The sequence below is a fragment of the Mycolicibacterium hodleri genome, assembly GCF_025822245.1.
Classification (GTDB): Bacteria; Actinomycetota; Actinomycetes; order Mycobacteriales; family Mycobacteriaceae; genus Mycobacterium; species Mycobacterium hodleri.
Map to the genome: position 1 here is coordinate 65,568 of NZ_JACKTL010000046.1, position 20,615 is coordinate 86,182.

The 20,615-nt window shown below is 69.0% G+C and carries 20 protein-coding genes; 6 read left to right on the forward strand and 14 right to left on the reverse strand.

Annotated elements, in window-relative coordinates; all coding sequences use genetic code 11:
* Position 1: 1 nt before the first annotated feature.
* From H7J06_RS20760 to H7J06_RS20780, 5 genes are read right to left on the reverse strand one after another with little or no spacing between them, the layout of a single operon-like run.
* A complete protein-coding gene (locus H7J06_RS20760; protein WP_264040965.1) occupies positions 2 to 973 on the reverse strand; it encodes a haloalkane dehalogenase in 972 nt (323 codons plus the stop codon).
* A gap of 10 nt (positions 974 to 983) precedes the next feature.
* Positions 984 to 1,685: an SDR family oxidoreductase gene (locus H7J06_RS20765; RefSeq protein WP_264040966.1), complete on the reverse strand. Its 702-nt coding sequence runs from the start codon at positions 1,683 to 1,685 to the stop codon at positions 984 to 986.
* Between the two features lie 47 nt (positions 1,686 to 1,732).
* The gene (locus H7J06_RS20770) at positions 1,733 to 4,099 is read right to left on the reverse strand and encodes a PEP/pyruvate-binding domain-containing protein (RefSeq protein WP_264040968.1); all 2,367 of its coding nucleotides are present in this window, start codon (positions 4,097 to 4,099) and stop codon (positions 1,733 to 1,735) included.
* A gap of 3 nt (positions 4,100 to 4,102) precedes the next feature.
* Complete coding sequence (locus H7J06_RS20775; RefSeq protein ID WP_264040969.1) at positions 4,103 to 5,080, reverse strand: TIGR03617 family F420-dependent LLM class oxidoreductase; 978 nt, start codon at positions 5,078 to 5,080, stop codon at positions 4,103 to 4,105.
* Positions 5,077 to 6,216, reverse strand: a complete 1,140-nt coding sequence (locus tag H7J06_RS20780; RefSeq protein WP_264040970.1) for an Rv3169 family protein — start codon at positions 6,214 to 6,216, stop codon at positions 5,077 to 5,079. The genes H7J06_RS20775 and H7J06_RS20780 overlap by 4 nt, the downstream gene beginning before the upstream one ends.
* A 30-nt stretch (positions 6,217 to 6,246) precedes the next feature.
* Here H7J06_RS20780 and H7J06_RS20785 point away from each other — a divergent pair, with 30 nt between their 5' ends.
* Positions 6,247 to 6,876 (forward strand): TetR-like C-terminal domain-containing protein, encoded by a 630-nt coding sequence (locus H7J06_RS20785; protein WP_264040971.1) that lies wholly within the window; start codon positions 6,247 to 6,249, stop codon positions 6,874 to 6,876.
* Positions 6,877 to 7,342: 466 nt separating this feature from the next.
* On the forward strand, positions 7,343 to 8,977 hold the full coding sequence (locus H7J06_RS20790) for a fatty acyl-AMP ligase (RefSeq protein ID WP_264040972.1): 1,635 nt from the start codon (positions 7,343 to 7,345) through the stop codon (positions 8,975 to 8,977).
* Here H7J06_RS20790 and H7J06_RS20795 read toward each other — a convergent pair.
* Positions 8,974 to 9,453 carry a DUF5994 family protein gene (locus H7J06_RS20795; RefSeq protein WP_264040973.1) on the reverse strand — a complete coding sequence of 160 codons (480 nt, stop codon included), beginning with the start codon at positions 9,451 to 9,453 and terminating at the stop codon, positions 8,974 to 8,976. The two genes, H7J06_RS20790 and H7J06_RS20795, sit on opposite strands and share 4 nt — an antisense overlap.
* A 143-nt stretch (positions 9,454 to 9,596) precedes the next feature.
* On the opposite strand from H7J06_RS20795, the gene H7J06_RS20800 reads away from it, so the two are divergent.
* Complete coding sequence (locus H7J06_RS20800; protein ID WP_264040974.1) at positions 9,597 to 10,349, forward strand: enoyl-CoA hydratase; 753 nt, start codon at positions 9,597 to 9,599, stop codon at positions 10,347 to 10,349.
* Positions 10,350 to 10,354: 5 nt separating this feature from the next.
* Here the strand turns inward: H7J06_RS20800 and H7J06_RS20805 are convergent, their stop codons facing one another.
* From H7J06_RS20805 to H7J06_RS20825, 5 genes are read right to left on the reverse strand one after another with little or no spacing between them, the layout of a single operon-like run.
* Positions 10,355 to 11,164, reverse strand: coding sequence for an HpcH/HpaI aldolase/citrate lyase family protein (locus H7J06_RS20805; protein ID WP_264040976.1), 810 nt, complete (start codon positions 11,162 to 11,164; stop codon positions 10,355 to 10,357).
* Positions 11,164 to 11,661: a MaoC family dehydratase gene (locus tag H7J06_RS20810; RefSeq protein WP_264040977.1), complete on the reverse strand. Its 498-nt coding sequence runs from the start codon at positions 11,659 to 11,661 to the stop codon at positions 11,164 to 11,166. Before H7J06_RS20810 ends, H7J06_RS20805 begins: the two co-directional genes overlap by 1 nt.
* Complete coding sequence (locus H7J06_RS20815; RefSeq protein WP_264040978.1) at positions 11,661 to 12,821, reverse strand: acyl-CoA dehydrogenase family protein; 1,161 nt, start codon at positions 12,819 to 12,821, stop codon at positions 11,661 to 11,663. The genes H7J06_RS20810 and H7J06_RS20815 overlap by 1 nt, the downstream gene beginning before the upstream one ends.
* Complete coding sequence (locus H7J06_RS20820; RefSeq protein ID WP_264040979.1) at positions 12,818 to 14,812, reverse strand: acetyl/propionyl/methylcrotonyl-CoA carboxylase subunit alpha; 1,995 nt, start codon at positions 14,810 to 14,812, stop codon at positions 12,818 to 12,820. Before H7J06_RS20820 ends, H7J06_RS20815 begins: the two co-directional genes overlap by 4 nt.
* A gap of 4 nt (positions 14,813 to 14,816) precedes the next feature.
* The gene (locus tag H7J06_RS20825) at positions 14,817 to 16,367 is read right to left on the reverse strand and encodes a carboxyl transferase domain-containing protein (protein WP_264040980.1); all 1,551 of its coding nucleotides are present in this window, start codon (positions 16,365 to 16,367) and stop codon (positions 14,817 to 14,819) included.
* Between the two features lie 92 nt (positions 16,368 to 16,459).
* Here H7J06_RS20825 and H7J06_RS20830 point away from each other — a divergent pair, with 92 nt between their 5' ends.
* Positions 16,460 to 17,059, forward strand: coding sequence for an SACE_7040 family transcriptional regulator (locus H7J06_RS20830; RefSeq protein WP_264040981.1), 600 nt, complete (start codon positions 16,460 to 16,462; stop codon positions 17,057 to 17,059).
* Here the strand turns inward: H7J06_RS20830 and H7J06_RS20835 are convergent.
* Positions 17,056 to 17,211, reverse strand: coding sequence for a DUF6131 family protein (locus tag H7J06_RS20835; protein ID WP_264040983.1), 156 nt, complete (start codon positions 17,209 to 17,211; stop codon positions 17,056 to 17,058). The genes H7J06_RS20830 and H7J06_RS20835 overlap by 4 nt on opposite strands.
* Positions 17,212 to 17,227: 16 nt before the next feature.
* Positions 17,228 to 17,443, reverse strand: a complete 216-nt coding sequence (locus H7J06_RS20840; protein ID WP_264040984.1) for a hypothetical protein — start codon at positions 17,441 to 17,443, stop codon at positions 17,228 to 17,230.
* Positions 17,444 to 17,587: 144 nt separating this feature from the next.
* Between H7J06_RS20840 and H7J06_RS20845 the strand changes: the two genes are divergently transcribed.
* Positions 17,588 to 18,367: an MmpS family transport accessory protein gene (locus H7J06_RS20845; protein WP_264040985.1), complete on the forward strand. Its 780-nt coding sequence runs from the start codon at positions 17,588 to 17,590 to the stop codon at positions 18,365 to 18,367.
* Here the strand turns inward: H7J06_RS20845 and H7J06_RS20850 are convergent.
* Positions 18,364 to 19,680: an MFS transporter gene (locus tag H7J06_RS20850; RefSeq protein ID WP_264040986.1), complete on the reverse strand. Its 1,317-nt coding sequence runs from the start codon at positions 19,678 to 19,680 to the stop codon at positions 18,364 to 18,366. The two genes, H7J06_RS20845 and H7J06_RS20850, sit on opposite strands and share 4 nt — an antisense overlap.
* A 33-nt stretch (positions 19,681 to 19,713) precedes the next feature.
* Between H7J06_RS20850 and cmrA the strand changes: the two genes are divergently transcribed.
* Positions 19,714 to 20,520, forward strand: coding sequence for a mycolate reductase (cmrA, locus tag H7J06_RS20855; protein ID WP_264040987.1), 807 nt, complete (start codon positions 19,714 to 19,716; stop codon positions 20,518 to 20,520).
* The last annotated feature ends 95 nt before the right edge of the window (positions 20,521 to 20,615 follow it).

Consider the following 20,615-nt stretch of genomic DNA (forward strand, 5'->3'; position numbering starts at 1 on the left):
GTCAGTTCGCCGTGGACTGGCTGTGGGCGACGAAGTCCGCCACGATGCGGCCGAGTTCCTCGCCGCGCTGCTCCTGCACGAAGTGGCCCGCACCGGTGATCGTCACGTGCTTCTGCCCACGTGCGCCGGGCACCCGTCGCTGGAACACCCGGTCCCAGCCGCGAGTCGCGGGGTCCCCGTCGGAGTAGGCGGTGAGGAACGGCTTCTCCCAACGCTCGAGCACCGCCATGGTGTCGCGGCCGATGGCGGCGCCGGGATCGTTGCGCGTCAACGGGATGAGGGCGATCAGCTGGCGGAGACCCGCCGTGTAGGACCGGTCGGGAAAGGGCGCGTCGTAGGCGGCCAGTACGTCCGCGGGCAGCGGGCCGGCCACCGCGTCGAGGAAGAAGCTGGGCACGATCGTCGGCGTCCGTTGGTAGAACGCCACGTAGTCGAGCAGGGTCTCCTGCAACATCATTCGGCCGTCACCCACCCCGTGATGGGCCCACTCGAGCTCGCCCTCCAACGCGGGATCGCACGTGTGCAGGATGGTGTTGGTGGCCACGACGCGCGCGAAGCGGGACTCGTCGCGAGCCAGCACGCTCAGACCCAGCGGCCCACCCCAGTCCTGGGCGACGAGCGTGACGCCGCGCAGGTCCAGCTCGGTGACGAGGCCGTGCAGCCAGTCGACGTGCCGGGCGAACGTGTAATCGGTTGCGTCGGTGAGCTTGTCGGAGCGACCGTAGCCGATGTTGTCGGGCGCCACGACCCGCAGTCCGGCGGCGACCAGAACCGGGATCACGTGGCGGTACAGGTAGGACCACGTCGGTTGGCCGTGCATCAGCAACACCACGGGCCCGTCCCTGGGGCCCGCCTCCACGTAGTGCATGCGGAGCGGGTCGACCTTCCTGGTCTGCACCTGCACGTAGTGGGGCGGGTACGGGTAGCCGGGCAGGTCGGCGAACCGGTCGTCCGGGGTTCTCAGGATCCCCATCAGGCAATGGTCACTTGGCCAGCTGCGGGTACAGCGCGGCCACCCCGCCCGCGAAGCCCGCCCGAACCTCGCGACTGGTGTCGTCGGCGAGCAGTTCGTAGTCCCCGGCTTCGACCGCGTCGACCGCAAGGGCGGCGACGACGGCGGGGTCACTCCTCGGCCCGTCGAGCCCCTCCGCCATGTCGGTGTCCATCAGACCGACGTGCAGTCCGGTGACCACGATTCCCTTGCCGGCCAGCTCGACGCGGACCGCGTTGGTCATCGACCAGGCCGCCGACTTCGAGGCGCAGTACCCGCTGATGTCGGGGTAGCTCACCCAGGACAGCACCGACAGCACGTTGAGGATGCCGCCACCGCCGTTGCCCTCGATCACCGGCGCGAACGCCCGGACCATCGACAGCGTGCCGAAGTAGTTGGTCGCCATCTCCCGGTGGGCGCCGTCGAGGTCGCCGGTCAGGAGATTCACGTTGGCCGCGATCCCGGCGTTGTTGATCAGCAGCGTCACGTCGCCGGCCGCTTGCGCGGCCGCGCTCACCGAGGCCGCATCGGTGACGTCGACGGCTAGGGGAATGGCACCGTCGACGTCGACGGCGTCCGGGTTGCGCGCACCGGCGTACACCTTGGCGACACGCCGGAGCAGTTCGGTGGTGAAGTGTCGGCCAAGTCCACGGTTGGCGCCGGTGACGAGGGCGGTGCACGTTGAGACGTCCATGGCACCATGGTGCGCCACGACGGCCCCGCGCGTGGACGATCTCCGGATCAGCTCGACTCCAGCCGGGTGATCAACCCTCGGTCGCCGTCCACCCTGACGCGGTCGCCGGTCTTGAGCACCTGGGTGGCCACCAACGTGTTGACGACACAGGGCAGCCCGTACTCCCGCGCGACGACGGCACCGTGCGACACCGAGCTGCCGATGTCGGTGACCAGTGCGGCGATCACGGTGAAGTACGGCGTCCAACCCACGTCGGTGACGGGGGCGACGAGGACCTCCCCGCGCTGCACGTCACGCGCGTCCTGAATCGACTTCGCCACCCGGACAAGGCCTTCGACGACTCCGCGGCTCGCGGGCCGGCCCAGAATCTCGTCGTCGGTGATGGTGTTGGGCGCTCGAGACAGGATGGGGGCGGGCCGTCCGACGGAGACGTCGTCGAACTCCAACGCCTGCTGGAACGCCAGCGCCGCCCGGCGCTGCCGCGCCCGGTCGACCAGCTCGGCGACGTCGGCGTCACCCACGACCCGGCGCAGCTCGGCTCGGTCGAAGAAGAAGACCAGGTCGGCGTCGGGCAGACGCCCCGAGGACGCCAGCACCTCCCCCAGATGGTGGTACCCGAGCTTGAGGCGGTGCGCCATCAACGCCATCTTCGACTTGGTCTCCTCACGCCCGCGCGCACCGCCCCGAGCCAGCCGGGCGAGCAGCCTGACCGTCCGCGAGGCGGGGAGGTCGACGGGTTGCCGCGGTGGCGGCTGACCGGTGGAGTCACGGGTCGACTGCAGCATGGCCTGCATCATCGACCCAAGTCCCTCGGCGTCCTGCGCCCACGCGGGATCTCGCATGCACAGTTCGCGGTACCCGCGGTGCCCGTGCCGACTCAGGAACGCGCGCAACGCATCTCCGGCCGCCCCGGGTGCGCCCCGCAGACGCACGAGGGCCTCCGCCGGCCCCGTCGCCAGGAACCACTCGGTGGCCGTGTCGTCGGCCGCGACCTGCCGCACCACCTGGTGCAGCTCCTCGACCATCAGCGCACTCTCGACGTCGGCGGCGCCGGCCATCAGCCGGGCGGCCTCGGCCTGGCCGTCGCTCTCGTCGCGACCGTCCTTCACGGCACTGCGCACCAGGTAGCTCTCGAGGACGTTCGCGCCGACCGCGGCGCGGGACGAGGACCGGACGTGGACCAGGGTGACGTGACAGTACAGTTCGACGCCCGACTCCAGTTGCCGCAGAACGTCTTCGGCGTCCCGACTGGTGGGGATGGGAAACGCGGTGATCTGCTGGCCGAGCCGCCGGATCGCCGGTCCGGCGGACAGCGCGTGTGAGGTGAGCAGGACCGTGTTGACCAGCTTGTCGAGGAACGGCTTCGGCGGTTTGGGCTCGAGTTCGTCGACCACCCGGCCGCAAATCGACATGGAGAACTGTTCGAGGGAGTTGCCGAGGATGCCCGAACTCAGACCCGTCCCCTCGGTCATGTTCAGGAACATGTGCCCGTAGAAGTAGCCGACCTGGCGCCACGGCATGTCGTAGCGTTCCTGCGCCCGGGCCACCACCTGAGTCATCTGCATCGCGTAGTCGATCGCGTGCCCCGACACCGACGCGGTGAGCGGGCAGAAGGCACCCGGCATCATCTCGCCGATGTTGCATCGCGTGTAGACGTCGGCGGCGCCAGTGACCGGGGTGTCCATCTCGTTGAGGTCACCCGGCAGCGTGGTGATGGGTCTGGCCTGCACCCACCACAGCCGGCCGTCATGGTCGACGGCCCACTCCAGATCCATCGGGCGACCCCAGTGCCGGGCGGCACGCAGTGCGCCAGTGCGGATCTGGTCGACCTCGTCGTCGCTCAGCACGGGTGTCTCACCGACGTCGCGCACCACCTGGGTGCCGTCGGAGGTCACCACCAGATGGTCGGAGACGGCCGATCCGTCGACGAGCGCCTCCCCCAACCCGGCGATGGCGTCGATCACCACGAGATCCCGCCGACCGCTGGTCGGGTCCGCGGTGAACACCACGCCGGCCGCGCGCGCGTCGACCATCCGTTGGACGACGACGTGCATCTCCACGGGGTCCGGACCGCCGTAGGCGGCGGCCCGGTCGGATCCGACCGAGGCAGCACACCGACCGACGGCGGCGACGAACTCCTCGGGTGTCCGTACGCCGAGCACGGTGTCGTACTGCCCGGCGAACGAGTGCTCGGCGCCGTCCTCTCCGGTGGCGGACGACCGGACGGCCACCGGCGCCTGCAGCTGGGCGAAGCGCTCCGTCACCGCGTCCGGAAGGGGAGCCCGGGAGACTCCCGCGACGACGAAGCCCGTGGGGACGGCGAGCCCGAGCCGGGTCAGCTCGGCCAGTCCCCACGCCTTTCCGCCGAAGCGGTCGTCGACGACGTCGTCGAACTCGATCGTGTCGATGTGCATCCCTCAGCCCAACGCGTCGATGATCTCGGCCAGCGCGTCGGCGGCGATGGGTCCAGGTTGATACAGACAGATGCGGTCCGAGATGCCGTCGACGCGGTCCCGGATGTGTGCGGCCACCTCGGCCGGGGTGCCGCAGGCGGCGATGGTGTGGAGCACCTCGTCGTCGATCAACGTGGACATCTCCTGCCATCGGCCCTGCTTGGACATGGCGTTCAGTTCGGGTTGCAGGTCACCCCAGCCGTGTGCCTCCAGCACCGGACGGTAGGCGGGCGTGGAGCCGTAGAACGCCAACAGCATCCGCGTCGACGTGTGATCCTCCCCGACGGAGACGATGATCTCCGGCACCACCGCGAAGTCGGCGGCGTCTCGTCCTGCCGACGCCAGGCCGTCGCGAACGGCGGGCATGGTGACCTCGTGCAGGAACCGCTTGGAACCGAACGGCATCACCAACAGACCGTCGGCTACCTCGGCGGTGGCCCTGGTCATCTGCGGGCCCAGCGCTCCGAGGTAGATCGGCGGCGGCCCATAGGGATTCGGTCCGGGATTGAACGTCGGCGTCATCAGGGTGTGCCGGTAGAACTCACCGCGGAAGTCGAGGCGCTCGCCGTCGTTCCACGTGGCGAAGATCGCACGCAGCGCGCCGACCATCTCCTTGATCCGCCCGACCGGACGATCGAATTCGGCCCCGTAGCGCTTCTCGATCTGCGTCCGGATCTGGGTGCCGAGGCCGAGGATGAAACGCCCCTCGGAGATCTCTTGAAGATCGTTGGCCTCGTGGGCCAGCTGGATCGGGTTGCGGGGGAACGCAATCGCGACGTTGGTCATCAGGTCCAGCCCCGTGACCGTCGACGCCAGGATCAGCGGCGTGAAGACCTCCCGCGGACCCTCGAAGGTGAACACGCCGGAGGCGCCGGCTTCGCGCAGCAGTGCCGCGCGGTCCACCGCATCGGTGGGGCCGAACAGCGCCGCCATGACCTTCACGCCGTAACCCCGGCCACGACGTCGGTCCAGTCGTGCAATCCCGACGGGTGGTGTGGGCCGATGACGGCGTGTTCGAAGAGCCCGACGCCGTCGCGCGTGCTGCCGTCGGCCTCGGTGCAGACCGCCGCACCGACGTGGTCGATCAGGCTGAACGGGGCTCGCGCCATGACCTCGGGATCGGTCAGGTCGTAGGAGACGCGTTCGGCGCAGCGACCACCCATCCAAGTGCCGTGTGCCCAGGAGGAGTCACCGCCGTAACCGGACCCGAAGGCGATGGGCGCGAACAGCTTCGACTCGACGTCGAGCTGCAGTCGGTCTCCGGACCGCGTCGTCATCTCGACGTGCACTCCGGAGGGGATCCGGGTGCCCGGCACGTAGTGGACGGTCGCGCGCACGCCGTCGAGCTGTTCGACCCTGCCGTCGGCCCAGCGCCGGGTGCAGTCGTACAGGCTGCGGTGACCGTCGGGATCCTCCTGGATGATCAGGAAGACCTGGTAGTCGTCGAAGGCGAGCGGAAGGTAGAGCCACCACATTCCGCCGAATGCGGTGTCGGGCCTGCCTGCCGGTTCCGCCTCCCCGATCGGCCGAATTCCCCACGACCTGTCCCGGCTGCCGACGGAGGTGGTCGAGTCGACGGTCAGGCGGTCGCCGTCGACCTCGATCCATCCCTCCCAGGTGCCGAGCTGGGCAAAACGACACGCCTGCAACGTCACCCGTCGTTCCGTGTACATATGGTGCGGATGCTCCAGGGCAGCCGGGAACAGCCCGCGCCACCTGAGGTCCGCCGCGACGCCCTCGGTCTCGGCGACGGTCAGGTGCAATTCCCGAAGGGGTTCGACGACGTCGAGCCGGTACCCGTTGACGTTCTGATGCAGGCGGTCGTCGTCGATCGCGTCGCTGAAGCGCACCGCGGTCTGGACGTCGCCGCGACGAATCAGGAGGTAGGCGTCCTTGACGCCGAGTCGGGGGTAGTAGCCGATCCCGGTGAGGGCCATGAACCGGCCGTCACGGTCGAGGACGTTGAAGTACGAACGGTCGTAGAAGTTGCGGTCCGAGGTGGCCGGGGCGCTGACGGGCACGGGCGCCTGGTGGATCGGGTATTCGTCGAGCGGGCTCAGGAACACGTCACTCCCCATTAACGATACGATGCGAGTTATATTGAAATCATGAGAACAGATCGGCCGATGGATGACAAGGACTCGGTCCGGTCGTCCGCGGGCCGGCCGCGCGACGGCAGGATCGACGCCGCAATCGTCGAGGCCACCCGTGATCTGCTGCTCGAGACCGGCTACACCGCGCTGTCCCTGTCGGCGATCGCGGCACGTGCCGGCACCACCACCGCTGCCATCTACCGCCGCTGGTCGGGCAAGGCGCAGCTGGTGCACGAAGCGATACTGCCCGCCGAGGTCACGGCCCTGCCGAGCGCATCCGGTGACGTCGAGGGCGACATCCGAGCACTGGTGGAGGCCACCCGCGCGATGTTCGACCGCCCGGAGGTCCGGATCGCCCTACCGGCGTTGATCGCCGACACCGTCGCGGACCCGGACGTGCACGGCAGGATGATCTCCCGCTTCGCCGACAGCCTCGCCACCTACCGGTCCAGAATCGGCGAGCACACCGACCCGACCCGCGACGACGGCGAACTGCCCCTGCTCGCGGAGGTCGTCGTCGGCAGCGCGATCTTCCGCATCATCGTGCGCCACGACGCCCCACTCGACGCGGCCTGGGTGGACGATCTCACCGCCCTGGTCACCTCTGGCTGGACGAACACGTCGCACGGGTCCTCACCCCGCTAGCCGCCCGACCGCCGGGCCGGCTGGATGCTCTGCGCCCCATCACTTTTTGGTCACTTCGCGGCGCGGCGCACCCCGTCGGGGTCGGGCGCTGGCAGACCATTGCCGCGCGACGATGACGTCGCGCACCCACGCCGACAAGAAATTGGCCGCAATGTGACGAACCGTGCAGAAAGCCGTGAACGCGCACCTCGAGGTGTCGGCGAGGCGTCGATCGGCGCCCGATTGATACACCACACCTCGATTTCGGGGTCCGGTCTGTACAGTCAGTGCGTCCGACCAGTGCTGAGGAGTTCACGCTTTCCCCACCATCGGCGCCCACAATGGCCGATGATGGACACATCCGTGCTGCTCACGCGGCAATGGCGCCTAGTCCCCGCGCTACCTCTTGAAGGTGCTCGACAGAGGGACGAATGCACGACGATCGAAGAAGCATCGCCGCCAACGCGCCAGAGCCAAAGGGACTTTCGTGAGTAAATTCACCGAGACGATGTTCGCGAACGCGAACGACAGCCGTAATGGAATGACCACCGGCGACCCCCACGCACCGGTTCGGCACACCTGGAAAGAGGTGTACGAACGGGCGCGGCGCATCTCGGGTGGGCTCGCCGCCGCCGGCATCGGACACGGCGACGCCGTGGCCGTGCTGGCCGGCGCCCCGGTCGAGATCGCGCCCGTTGCCCAGGGCATCTGGATGCGCGGCGCCAGCCTGACCATGCTGCATCAGCCCACGCCGCGCACCGACCTGCAGCGCTGGGCGCTGGAGACGATGGACGTGATCGGCATGATCGAGGCCAAGGTGGTCATCGTCTCCGATCCGTTCACCCCCGCCGCGCCGGTCTTGACCGAGCGTGGGATCCGCGTGCTGACCGTCGGGGAACTGCTGGCCGCCGACCCGATCGACCCCGTGGAGACCCACGAGGACGACCTAGCGCTGATGCAATTGACGTCTGGGTCAACGGGTTTCCCGAAGGCCGTCTGCATCTCCCACGCCAACGTCGTGGCCAACGCCGAGGCCATGTTCGTCGGCGCCCACTTCGACACCGACACCGACGTGATCGTCAGCTGGCTGCCCTGCTTCCACGACATGGGCATGACCGGCTTCTTGACGGTGCCGATGTACTTTGGCGCTGAACTGGTCAAGGTCACCCCGATGGACTTCCTCGGCGACATCCTGCTGTGGGCGAAGTTGATCGACAAGTACAAGGGCACCATGACCGCGGCGCCCAACTTCGCCTACAACCTCTTCGCCAAGAGGCTGCGCAGGCAGGCCACCGAAGGCCAGTTCGACCTGTCGTCGCTGCGCTGGGCCCTCTCCGGGGCCGAACAGGTCGACCCGGTCGACGTCGAAGACCTCGTCGAGGCCGGGGCCCCCTTCGGGCTGCGGCGCGAGGCGATCGTGCCCGCCTACGGCATGGCCGAGACCACGGTGGCGGTGTCGTTCACCGAATGCGGCGTCGGCATGGTCGTCGACGAAGTCGACGCCGACCTGCTGGCGGTGCTGCACCGCGCCGTCCCCGCCACGAAGGGCAACACCCGTCGCCTCGTCGCCCTGGGCAAGCCCATCGACGGACTCGACGTGCGCATCGTCGACGAGGACGACAACGTCCTGCCCGAGCGCGCCGTCGGCGTGATCCAGGTACGCGGCAAGCCGGTCACCAAGGGCTACATCACCATGGCCGGGTTCATCGGCGCGCAGGACAAGGCCGGCTGGTACGACACCGGCGACATGGGATATCTCACCGAGGTCGGCGACATCGTCGTCTGCGGCCGGGTCAAGGACGTCATCATCATGGCGGGCAAGAACATCTATCCCACCGACATCGAACGCGCCGCCACCCGGGTGGCCGGCGTGCGTGCGGGCTGCTCGGTCGCGGTGCGACTCAACGCGGGCTTGTCACGCGAAACCTTCGCCGTGGCTGTCGAATCCAACGACTACGACAAGCCCGACCAGGTCCGGCGCATCGAGCGTCAGGTGGCCCACGAGGTCTTCGGCGACGTCGACGTCCGGCCGCGCAACGTGGTGGTGCTCCAACCGGGCGTCATCCCCAAGACACCGTCAGGGAAACTCCGGCGCGCCCACGCGCTGTCCCTGGTCGACTAGGACCGCGAACTGCGCCTGCGACGCTCCTTCGGGGTGGCGGCCGGCACCTTCGGCGCTCCCCCTCCCCGGGCCGCGTCGACGATCTCGGCCGCGGTGCGAAACAGCGGGGTGTCCTGATGGGCCTCGGTCAGCGACATCCCCGCCGCGATCCGCAGCAGAAGCCCCGCCAACGTGCTGGGCGTCAGGCTGGGGACGACCAGCAGGTTGGCGGTCGCCGTGCGCCCCGTGATGGCCATCAGATGCTGGTGCTTGTTCTGCCAGTGCCGTGAGTTCAGGTCCGGCAGGTTCTCCGAGAGCGACCAGTTGACCGAGATGTCGACCACCTCACCGAGACGTCCGCTCAGCACGCCGACCAGCTCGGGTAGCTCGGTGGCCAGTCGGTTCGAGTGCGGCCACCACGCACCGTCGACCCGCTGCCCGAGACTGTCGCAGAGAGTGAGGCGGACGGGGCTCGCGGTGCGGCGCGCCGTGGTCATGCCACGGCTGACGGCGTCGACGCGCAAGTGGTTCGGGCCATCCGGTGATCCTTGCGATGGTGGAAAGCCGTCGGACGACGCAGGCTCACCGCCAAGCGTACGCATGCCCCCTGGGCGAGTACCGATCCACTACTGTCGACCCCGTGCCCGATCTCGTACTGACGCAGGTCGAGGACCGCGTAGCCCTCATCACGGTCAACGACCCGGATCGCCGCAACGCGGTCACCGCCGAGATCTCCGCGGCCCTGCGGGCGGCCGTCGACGCCGCCGAGGCCGACCCCGGCGTGCACGCGGTGATCGTCACCGGCGCCGGCAAGGCCTTCTGCGCAGGGGCCGACCTGACCGCGCTGGGCGCCGCCGCCGAGGACGGCCTTCGCGTGATCTACGACGGCTTCCTCGCCGTGGCCAACTGCGCGCTGCCGACCATCGCCGCGGTGAACGGCGCCGCGGTGGGTGCGGGCCTGAACCTGGCGCTCGCCGCCGACGTCCGAATCTCGGGCCCCGCCGCGATGTACGACCCCCGATTCCAGAAGCTCGGCATCCATCCGGGTGGCGGCGCAACGTGGATGCTTCAGCGCGCCGTCGGGCCGCAGGTGGCTCGCGCGTCGCTGCTGTTCGGGATGCGCTTCGACGCGCAGGCGTCCGTGGACTACGGGCTGGCGCTGCGGATCGCCGACGATCCGGTGGCCGCGGCCCGTGAACTGGCGGCGGGCCCCGCAGCGGCACCCCGCGACGTCGTCATCGCCACCAAGGCGTCGATGCGCGCCACCGCCAACCCGGGATTCGTCGACGCCGAGCAGCACCGGCTGGCGGTCGACGTCGAGATCGGCCCGCAGGCGACCTCGATCGAATCACCAGAATTCGCAGCACGTTTGGCCGCGGCCAAGCGCAGGTAGTCCGCTCAGTCCCCGGCGAGGTCGACGATGCGCTGGGCTCGCCGCAGCACCGGCATGTCGACCATCTGACCCTCGAACTGGAAGACGCCCCGCTCCGACCGGGCGGCGCCCAGCACCGCGCGCGCCCACCGCACCTGGTCGTCGCTCGGGGCGTATACCGCCCGGATGACGGCGACCTGCGTCGGATGGATGGCGACCTTCGCGTCGAAGCCGACGGCAACGGCGTCGTCGGCCTCGGCGCGCAACCCGTCGAGGTCGGCGATGTCGAGGTAGACCGAGTCCAGTGCCAGCTTCCCGTACGCCTTCGCGGCCAGAAGGCATTGGGAGCGAACGTGTGTGGCGACGTCGCGGTAACTGCCGTCGGGGCGCCGGTTGGCCGTTCCACCGGTCGCGGCGAACAGGTCCTCGGCGCCCCACATCACGGCCACCGTGCCGTCGACGCGGGCGGTCTCGCCCACCGCGAGCGCGCCCAGCGGGGTCTCGACGAGCACGACGACGTCGAACGGCGCCAACGAACGCACCTGCTCGGCGGTCTCGGTCTTGGCGAGCATCACCGTGGTGTAGTCGGTCTGGGCCAGGGCCGTCACGTCGAGGGCGTGGTCGGGGGTGCCCACCGGGTTGACGCGGACCACCGTGCTGGCCGGATCCAGGCGCGTCTCGAGCAGGGCCGCCCGCGCCGTCTCACGGTCTGTGGCCGCCACCCCGTCCTCCAGGTCGAGGATCACGACGTCGGCCGCGGCGGCGGCCTTCCCGAAGCGCTCGGGGCGGTCAGCGGGGCAGAACAGCCACCCGGGCCCGCGAGTATCGAGCGCCATCAGGACTGCTCCGCGGGTCGCTTGCGCACCATCGTCTTTCGCGACGCCGTGGCCACCACGTCACCGTGCTGGTTGCGACCGACGTGGGAGAAGGTGACGATGCCTTCGCCCGGCCTGCTCGCGGACTCTCGCTTGTCGATCACCTCGGTCTCGGCGTACAGCGTGTCGCCGTGGAACAGCGGCTTGGGGAACGCCACCTCGCCGAAGCCAAGGTTGCCGACGATGGTGCCCTGCGTCAGCTGAGCGACGGACAGCCCGACGAGCGTGGACAGCGTGAACATCGAGTTGACCAACCGTTGGTGGAACGGCGCCAAGGCATCCGAGAAGGCAGCGTCGAGATGCAGCGCCTGGGTGTTCATCGTGAGCGTGGTGAAGAAGACGTTGTCGGCCTCGGTGATCGTCCGCCCGGGGCGGTGCTGGTAGAGCACGCCGGGCTCGAACTCCTCGAACCACAGCCCGCGCTGGACGACGACTCTCTTCTGCGTCTCATCCGCCATTACAGGCCGGCCTCGCGCGCGATCAGCATCAACTGCACTTCCGTCGTCCCCTCCCCGATCTCGAGGATCTTGCTGTCGCGGTAGTGCCGCGCAACGGGGTATTCGTTCATGAAGCCGTAGCCGCCGAACACCTGGGTGGCGTCCCGAGCGTTGTCCATGGCCGCCTCGCTGGCCACCAGCTTGGCCACCGCGGCCGCCTTCTTGAAGGGCTTGCCCGCCAACATGAGTGCGGCTGCGTCGTAGTAGGTCGCGCGGGCCACATGGGCGCGGGTCTCCATCCGGGCGATCTTGAACGCGATGGCCTGGTTGGTGCCGATGGCCGCGCCGAACGCCTGCCGCTCCTTGGCGTACGTCACGCATTCGTCGACGCAGCCCTGCGCGACGCCCACCGACAGAGCCGCGATCGCAATGCGGCCCTCGTCGAGGATGCGCAGGAAGTTCGCGTAACCGCGGCCCTGCTCCCCCAGCAGGTTCTCCTGCGGTACGCGGACGTCGTCGAAGCTCAGCGGATGGGTGTCGGAGGCGTTCCAGCCCACCTTGTCGTAGGCGGGTTCGGCGGTGAAACCCTCGGTCGGCACGGGCACCAGGATCGACGAGATCTGCTTGCGGCCGTCGACGTCGCCGGTGACCGCGGTGACCGTCACCAGCTTGGTGATGTCGGTGCCGGAGTTGGTGATGAACTGCTTGGTGCCGTTGATCACCCAGTGGCCGTCGTCGAGCTTGGCGGTGGTCTTGGTGGCACCCGCGTCGGTACCGCCACCCGCCTCGGTGAGGCCGAACGCACCGAGTGCCTTGCCGGACGCGAGGAGGGGCAACCACTCCTGCTTCTGCGCGTCGTTTCCGAAGCGGTACACGGGCATGGCGCCCAACGACACTCCCGCTTCGAGGGTGATCGCCACGCTCTGGTCGACCTTGCCGAGTTCCTCCAGCGCGAGGCACAGCGCGAAGTAGTCGCCGCCCATGCCGCCGTACTCCTCCGGGAACGGCAGCCCGAACAGGCCCATGTCGGCCATGCCCGCGACCACCTCGTAGGGGAAGGAGTGCTCCCGGTCGTGCTTCGCCGAAACCGGCGCCACGACGCTGCGCGCGAAGTCGCGGACCGTCTTGGCCAGCTGCTCGTAGTGGTCCGGAAGTGTTCCTGTGGACAAGAATTCGCTCATGTCTGGGGCTCCTCGATGGTGGCGATGATTCGGGCCATCGGCTGGCCCACCTTGACCTGGTCGCCGACGGCGACGAGTAGTTCGACCACGCCGTCGACGGGTGCCGACAGCGCGTGCTCCATCTTCATGGCCTCGACGGTGACCACGACGTCGCCAGCCGCGACCTGGGCACCGTCCTTGACGCCGACCGCGACGACCGAACCGGGCATGGGACTGACGAGTTCGGCGTCGCCCGCGTGCGCGTCGTCGGCGCGAACCGGCGCCTCCCGTACCTCCTCGACCGCAATCGTGCGGCCGCCGCCGGCCAGCCAGAGGACCCCGCCGTCGGCCGCGACCACGTACCTCGAACGCAGACCGTCGAGCGTGACGGTGAGCGTACGACCGTCCAATGTGGCCGTCAGGGAACGGGTCTCGCCGTCCTCGATGCGCACCGTCGCGCTCTGCGGCGTGCCGCAGACGTGCACGTGCTCGGTGCGCTCACCAGCCCGAAGCCGGGTCGTCGTCGGCGCGTGGGTGCCGGTGCGCCAGCCCGACGGCACCGCCCAGAGATCGCCCGGCGTGGCGGGCCACCGGGCGAGCCAACGGTAGGCCGCGGCGGCGACGAGGTCGTCGTCGGTGGCGTGAATCCCGGCGTAGTCGGGCATCCGGCGGTCCAGCAGACCCGTGTCGAGCCGGCCCGCCACCACGTCGGGGTCGGCGAGCAGGAACCGCAGGAAGTCGACGTTGGTCGTCACGCCCAGCACCGCGGTGTCGGCCAACGCCTTGTCCAACGCGGCCAGCGCGGCCGGACGGTCCTCGGCGTAGGCAATGACCTTCGCGAGCATCGGGTCGTAGTCGCTGCCGACGACCGTGCCCGCCCGGATGCCCGAATCTACGCGTGCGGCAACGGGTTCGACCACGTCCAAGACCGTGCCTCCGGTCGGCAGGAAGTCGCGGGCCGGGTCCTCGGCGTACACCCGGGCTTCGACGGCGTGCCCGCTCAGGACGACGTCGTCCTGGCCGAGAGGCAGCGTCACGCCCGCGGCGATGCGCACCTGCAGCTCGACGAGGTCGAGGCCCGTGACCAGTTCGGTGACGGGGTGCTCGACCTGCAGTCGGGTGTTCATCTCCATGAAGAAGAACTCGTCGGGCCGGTCTGCCGAGACGATGAACTCGACGGTGCCCGCGCCCGTGTAGTCGACGCTGCGGGCGGTGTCGCACGCCGCCGCGCCGATGCGGGCGCGGGTCGCGGCGTCCAGCAGCGGCGAGGGCGCCTCCTCGATCACCTTCTGGTGGCGTCGCTGCAGGCTGCACTCACGCTCACCGAGGTGGACGACGTTGCCGTACCCGTCGGCGACGACCTGCACCTCGATGTGCCGGGGATTCAACACGAATCGCTCGAGGAAGAGGGTGTCGTCACCGAAGGCCGACGCCGCCTCCCGTCGTGCGGACGCCAGCGCGGCGGGCAACTCGGCCGCCTCGTGCACCACCCGCATGCCCTTGCCGCCGCCGCCGGCCGACGGTTTCACCAGCACCGGAAATCCGACCTCGGCGGCGCCGCCGATCAGGTCGTCGTCGGTGAGCCCGGGCCGCGAGACACCGGGCACCACGGGCACGCCGAACTCCGACACCGCCGCCTTGGCCGCGATCTTGTCGCCCATCGTCCGGATGGCTCCGACCGGTGGGCCGATGAACGCGATGCCCGCCGCCGCGAGGGCCGCGGCGAATTCCGCGTTCTCGGAAAGGAATCCGTACCCGGGGTGCACGGCCTGGGCGCCGGTGCGCTGGGCGGCGCGCACCACGGCGTCGACGTCGAGGTAACTCTGCCGCGCCGGCGCAGGGCCGATCCGCACCGCGGTGTCGGCCTCGGCGACGTGACGCGCCCCGGCGTCGGCGTCGCTGTACACCGCGACCGGACGGATTCCCATGGCGCGCAACGTACGGATCACCCGCACGGCGATCTCGCCGCGATTGGCGACCAGGACGGTGTCGAAGCTGCTGGTGGAAGTCATGCGCTCACATCCGGAAGACGCCGTAGGACACCGGCTCCAGCGGAGCCCGTGCGACGACGGAGAGGGCCAGCCCGACCACGGTTCTGGTGTCGGCGGGATCGATGACGCCGTCGTCCCACAACCGGGCGGTCGAGTAATAGGGGTTGCCCTGCCGCTCGTACTGTTCGCGAATGGGGGCCTTGAAGGCCTCTTCCTCCTCCGGGGTCATGTCACCTCGCACCGTCGCCAGCACCGACGCCGCCTGCTCGCCGCCCATCACCGAGATCCGCGCGTTGGGCCACATCCACAGGAAGCGCGGCGAATACGCCCGTCCGCACATCGAGTAGTTGCCGGCGCCGTAGGAGCCACCGATGACGACGGTCAGCTTCGGCACCCGCGCGCACGCAACGGCCGTCACCATCTTGGCGCCGTGCTTGGCGATGCCGCCCGCCTCGTAGTCGCGGCCCACCATGAAACCCGCGATGTTCTGCAGGAACAGCAGCGGCACGGAGCGCTTGTCGCAGAGCTCGATGAAATGTGCTCCCTTGACCGCGGATTCGCCGAACAGCACACCGTTGTTGGCGACGATGCCGACGGGGTGGCCGTGGATGCGGGCGAAACCGGTGACCAGCGTGGTGCCGTACTCGGCCTTGAACTCGGTGAACTCGCCACCGTCGACGATGCGGGTGATGACCTCGTGCACGTCGTAGGGCACCCGCGAATCGGTGGGCACCACGTCGTAGAGCTCGGCCTGATCGGCGGTGGGCTCGACGGTGGGCGTGACGTCCCACGGGGCCGGGGTGCGGGGGCCGAGCGTCGCGACGATGTCCCTCACGATCCGCAGTGCGTCGCGATCGTCGTGGGCCAGGTGGTCGGTGACGCCGGAGACCTTCGAGTGCAGGTCTCCGCCGCCGAGTTCCTCGGCCGTGACCACCTCACCGGTGGCGGCCTTCACCAGTGGTGGTCCCCCGAGGAAGATCGTGCCCTGGTTGCGCACGATGACGGCCTCGTCGCTCATCGCGGGGACGTAGGCGCCGCCGGCGGTGCACGATCCGAGCACCGCGGCGATCTGTGGGATGCCCCGGGCGCTCATGGTGGCCTGGTTGAAGAAGATCCGCCCGAAGTGCTCGCGATCGGGGAACACCTCGTCCTGGCGCGGCAGGAAGGCACCCCCGGAGTCGACGAGGTAGAGGCACGGCAACCGGTTCTGCGCCGCAATCTCTTGTGCGCGAAGGTGTTTCTTGACGGTGATCGGATAGTAGGTGCCGCCCTTGACCGTCGCGTCGTTGGCCACGATCATGCATTCCCGGCCCGACACCCGACCGATCCCGGCGATCATCCCCGCCCCGGGACACTCGTCGTCGTACATGCCGTCGGCAGCCAGCGGCGCCAGTTCCAAGAACGGGGAGCCGGGGTCGAGCAGGGACGAGACCCGGTCGCGGGGCAACAGCTTGCCCCGCCCCACGTGGCGCTCGCGGGCGCGAACCGATCCACCGAGCGCGGCGGTCGCGAGCTTGTCGCGTAGCTCCGCCACCAAGGCCAGGTGCTGCTCGCGATGGGTCGTCTGCGTGGGCAAGGTCCGGTCCCGTCTCTTTTGGTTAACCGTCACTAACTGATGCTAGGTTAGTCATCATTAACCGAGAAGTGCAAACGACAAGAGGGGCAAGCGTGGCCACGGCAAAGACGACGACGCAGCGCAGTCGCGCGAAGTCCGACCGTCGATCACAGTTGCTCAACGCCGCGGAGCGTCTGATGGCCGAGCACGGCTTCCTCGGCGTGCGCCTCGAGGACATCGGCGCCGCGGCCGGGGTGACGGGCCCCGCGATCTACCGCCACTTCCCCAACAAGGAAGCGCTGCTCGTCGAACTTCTCGTCGGCATCAGCACGCGTCTGCTGGACGGCGCGACGAACGTCGTCGGCGCCACCGACGAACCCGCCGTCGCGCTCGACGGATTGGTCGACTTCCACCTCGACTTCGTGTTCACCGAACCCGAACTGATCAAGATTCAAGACCGCGATCTGGCACACCTGCCCGCCACCGCCAAGCGCCAAGTGCGTCGCGCCCAGCGGCAGTACGTCGAGATCTGGGTCGACGTCCTGCGCACACTCGACACCGACCTCGACGAGGCCGACGCCAGGCTCGTGGCACACGCCGCGTTCGGCTTGCTCAACTCGACGCCACACAGCGTGCGGCCGGGAGCGGTGCGTGACTCCTCTCGGGCGGTGCTTCGGGCCATGACCCTGGCCGCACTCACCCGGCGAGGTTAGTACCAGACGCGCCTGCCGCCGACTGCATGGCCCAACGCGCCGAGCAGCCAGAACACCGCCCCAATCACAAGGGCGACCACGCCGACGTAGGTCAGCACCGGCATCGCGAACACGAGACCCAAGATCACGAGAATCACACCGATGGCGATCATGTCTACTCCTCGCTGGTTACTGGCTGGGCTGGGGGACGTTGATGTTGCAGTCGGCCACCTTGGGGTTGGCCCCCGCGTAGTTCAGCGGTCCGGCGACCACCGTCAGGGCGATCGTTCCCGCTGTGGCACAACTGGTTTCGGAAGTCTTGAAGTAATCGCGCTGGTAGGCGGCGAATACGCCGATCAGCAACCATACGAGAAGGATGGTGCCGATGATTCCGCTGCCTCGCATGCTGGACCTCCATGTCGATGACCGCCCGTGCGGCGTCGCGACCGTTTACCCCTCCGATAATTGAGGTAAACCCCGTGGCGTCCTTTGATCTTGACCGCTCGGGTCCCGCCGCCGACGCAGGTACCCTGCAGGCATGAGGTGGAGATGACGGATCCATCGCGCCGCGACGGGTGGGACCAACAACACCCCGGCACGTACAACTACCCCGCCATTCCCGGTTCGTCATACGGCCAGCAGGCGCCGTATCACGCTGCCGGTGGGCCGGGCGCCAACCAAGCGCGGCCCACCGAGCAACTGCCCGCGTACTCGCCGTACGGCTACGACGCCTACGCCACCGGGCCCTACGGTCCGCCCAATCCCCCCGGCGGTACGCCACCCGAGCCGCCGAAGCCCGACGGCCCCAACCCGCGGCGGTGGCTGTGGGCGTTGGCGGGCACCGTGCTGTTCGTGGTCCTGGGAATGGTCATCGGCCTGGTCATCGTCGACAGCTCCCACCAGGACACCCTCGTCGCGCCACCTCAGACGCCGATCGAACCGACCTCGACCAGACCGTCGACGACCACGCCGACCCCCACCACCACGCGCACCCCGACCACGGCGCCGACGCCGACGCCCGGGGTGACCCCGCCGACGACGCAGACGAACCCGAACGACACCCACACCGTCGTCTACTCGGTCGAGGGCGAGGGCCGGGCCATCAGCATCCTGTACCTCGACAGCGGCGGAGTGCTGCAGACCGAGTTCAACGTCATGCTGCCGTGGCAGAAGGAAGTTCAACTCGCCGGTGCGGCCAACAGCTCCGCCAGCGTCAGCATCGTCAACGTCGGCCGCGAACTCACGTGCTCCATCACCATCGACGGCACCGAGACCCAGCAGAACACCGGAACCGGACTGACACTGTGCACGGCGTTGGGCGGCCGCTAGACGGAATGTCGCGGCACGCGAACGCAACTGATCGCGAGCAACCCCAGCGCCAGGACGGTGACCAAGCCCCCCATGCCGGCGCGGTCCGAACCGAACACGGTGATGAACGTGGTGAACAGGATCGGGGCGAGGAACGTCGCCGCACGGCCGGTCGTCGTGTACAGCCCGAACGCGGCACCTTCCTTGCCCTCCACGGACATTCGGAGCATGGTCGTCCGCGCCGACGACTGGATGGGCCCGATGAAGAGGCACAGCAGCAGGCCGCACACCCAGAAGGTGGACGGTCCATGCAGGGCCATCATCACCAGCGCGATGCCGATCATCGCGATCAGCGACCCGACGATGATCGGTTTCGACCCGATGCGGTCGTCGAGCAGACCGCCCAGCACCGCACCCGTCGCCGCGACCACCAAGGCGCACATGCCGAAGAGCAGCACGTCGGCGCCCGACACCCCGTAGGCCGAGACGCCCAGCACGGCACCGAAGGTGAAGACGCCGGTCAACCCGTCGCGGAAGATCGCGCTCGCCCCGAGGTAGTACACGACGTTGCGGTCCCGGTGCCACTGATCCTTGAGGTCGGAGCCCAGCTTCCGGTAGGCCCCGAGCAATCCGGGTGGGGCGGCCGGAGACTCGAGCACCGGCTGGTCCGTGCGGGTGCGGGTGCCGACCAACAGTGGCAGTGCGAAGAGGGCGAACCACCCCGCCGCGACCAGAACCACTAGCCGTACCGGCCACCCGTCGACCGCCGACACTGCGAACAGTCCGCGGGTGTCGCCGTCACCGTTCATGAAGCCGAAGTACGCCACCAGCAACAGCAGCACGCTGCCGAAATACCCTGAGGCCGAACCGAATCCGGATATCCGGCCCGAGGTGTCCGGGGTCGACAGCTCGCGCAGCATGGCGTTGTAGGGCACCGTCGCCAGATCACTGCACGCCGCGGTCAACGCCAGTAGCACCAGGCCCAGCCACAGATAGTGGTGGTCGGCACGAATGAAGCTCATCGACGTGGTCAGCGCGATCACGACACCGGTGAGCACGGCGAGCACGGCGCGCCTGCGGTGAGCGGCGTCGACCCAGATCCCGGTCACCGGGGCCAGCGACGCGACCGCCAGACCGGCGGCGAACAGCGCCCACCCGAGCCAGGCCGTCGGCGTCGTGCTGCCCGGCAGGCCGGCACCGACCACACCGGTGAGATACACCGAGAACACGAACGTGACGACGGTCGCGTTGACTCCGGTTGCGCCGCAGTCCCACAACGCCCACGCGACGACGGGGAACCGCCCCGCGGTCCTGGTACCCGCGGGGTTGGTCATGAACGCACTCTATTGGTACCTACGATTGGGCCCATGTCCGTACCCGCTCCCAGTCCCGACGCGCGCGCCGTCGTCACCGGCGCCTCCCAGAACATCGGCGAGGCGCTGGCCACCGAGCTCGCCGCCCGAGGACACCACCTGATCATCACCGCCCGCCGGGCAGACGTGCTCACGGCGCTGGCGAACACGTTGACCGAGCGCTACGGCGTGACCGTCGAGGTGCGCCCCGTCGACCTGGTCGACCCGGCGGCGCGGGCCGAATTCTGCACCGAACTGGCCCAGCGCAACGTCTCCATCCTGTGCGCCAATGCCGGCACGGCCACCTTCGGCCCGGTCGCCAACCTCGACGTCGACGGCGAGAAGGCCCAGGTCCAGCTCAACGTCCTCGGCGTGCACGACCTGGTGCTGGCCGTCCTGCCCGGCATGGTCGAGCGCCGGGCCGGCGGCATCCTCATCTCGGGCTCTGCGGCGGGCAACTCGCCGATCCCGAACAACGCGACTTACGCGGCGTCCAAGGCGTTCGTCAACACCTTCAGCGAGTCGCTGCGCGGCGAGGTCAAACCCCTCGGCGTCCACGTCACCGTGCTGGCGCCGGGGCCGGTGCGCACCGAGCTTCCCGACCCCGACGAGCAGTCCCTGGTCGAGAAGTTGATCCCCGACTTTCTCTGGATCTCCACCGAGCACACCGCCAAGCTGTCGCTGGACGGCCTGGAGCGCAACAAGATGCGCGTCGTCCCCGGTGTGACGTCCAAGGCGATGTCGGTCGCCAGCGGCTACGCCCCGCGCTCCATCGTCACGCCGATCGTCGGCGCGGTGTACAAGAAGCTCGGCGGCGACTAGCTGTAATGACCAGGCAGGTTGTGAACGGCGTGGCTTCCGAAAGTAGGTGAGGACCTCCGGTATCGGTGTGGTTACCACACGCACCCCAATACCGA

Bases quoted from the DNA above. Each gene is read 5' to 3' on its own strand.
- H7J06_RS20820 (WP_264040979.1), bottom strand. From the start codon at position 14,812: ATGACTTCCACCAGCAGCTTCGACACCGTCCTGGTCGCCAATCGCGGC.
- H7J06_RS20765 (WP_264040966.1), bottom strand. From the start codon at position 1,685: ATGGACGTCTCAACGTGCACCGCCCTCGTCACCGGCGCCAACCGTGGA.
- H7J06_RS20785 (WP_264040971.1), top strand. From the start codon at position 6,247: ATGAGAACAGATCGGCCGATGGATGACAAGGACTCGGTCCGGTCGTCC.
- H7J06_RS20835 (WP_264040983.1), bottom strand. From the start codon at position 17,211: ATGATCGCCATCGGTGTGATTCTCGTGATCTTGGGTCTCGTGTTCGCG.
- H7J06_RS20760 (WP_264040965.1), bottom strand. From the start codon at position 973: ATGGGGATCCTGAGAACCCCGGACGACCGGTTCGCCGACCTGCCCGGC.
- H7J06_RS20795 (WP_264040973.1), bottom strand. From the start codon at position 9,453: ATGACCACGGCGCGCCGCACCGCGAGCCCCGTCCGCCTCACTCTCTGC.
- H7J06_RS20805 (WP_264040976.1), bottom strand. From the start codon at position 11,164: ATGGCGCTCGATACTCGCGGGCCCGGGTGGCTGTTCTGCCCCGCTGAC.
- H7J06_RS20770 (WP_264040968.1), bottom strand. From the start codon at position 4,099: ATGCACATCGACACGATCGAGTTCGACGACGTCGTCGACGACCGCTTC.
- H7J06_RS20810 (WP_264040977.1), bottom strand. From the start codon at position 11,661: ATGGCGGATGAGACGCAGAAGAGAGTCGTCGTCCAGCGCGGGCTGTGG.
- H7J06_RS20780 (WP_264040970.1), bottom strand. From the start codon at position 6,216: ATGGGGAGTGACGTGTTCCTGAGCCCGCTCGACGAATACCCGATCCAC.
- H7J06_RS20815 (WP_264040978.1), bottom strand. From the start codon at position 12,821: ATGAGCGAATTCTTGTCCACAGGAACACTTCCGGACCACTACGAGCAG.
- cmrA (WP_264040987.1), top strand. From the start codon at position 19,714: ATGTCCGTACCCGCTCCCAGTCCCGACGCGCGCGCCGTCGTCACCGGC.
- H7J06_RS20840 (WP_264040984.1), bottom strand. From the start codon at position 17,443: ATGCGAGGCAGCGGAATCATCGGCACCATCCTTCTCGTATGGTTGCTG.
- H7J06_RS20845 (WP_264040985.1), top strand. From the start codon at position 17,588: ATGACGGATCCATCGCGCCGCGACGGGTGGGACCAACAACACCCCGGC.
- H7J06_RS20850 (WP_264040986.1), bottom strand. From the start codon at position 19,680: ATGACCAACCCCGCGGGTACCAGGACCGCGGGGCGGTTCCCCGTCGTC.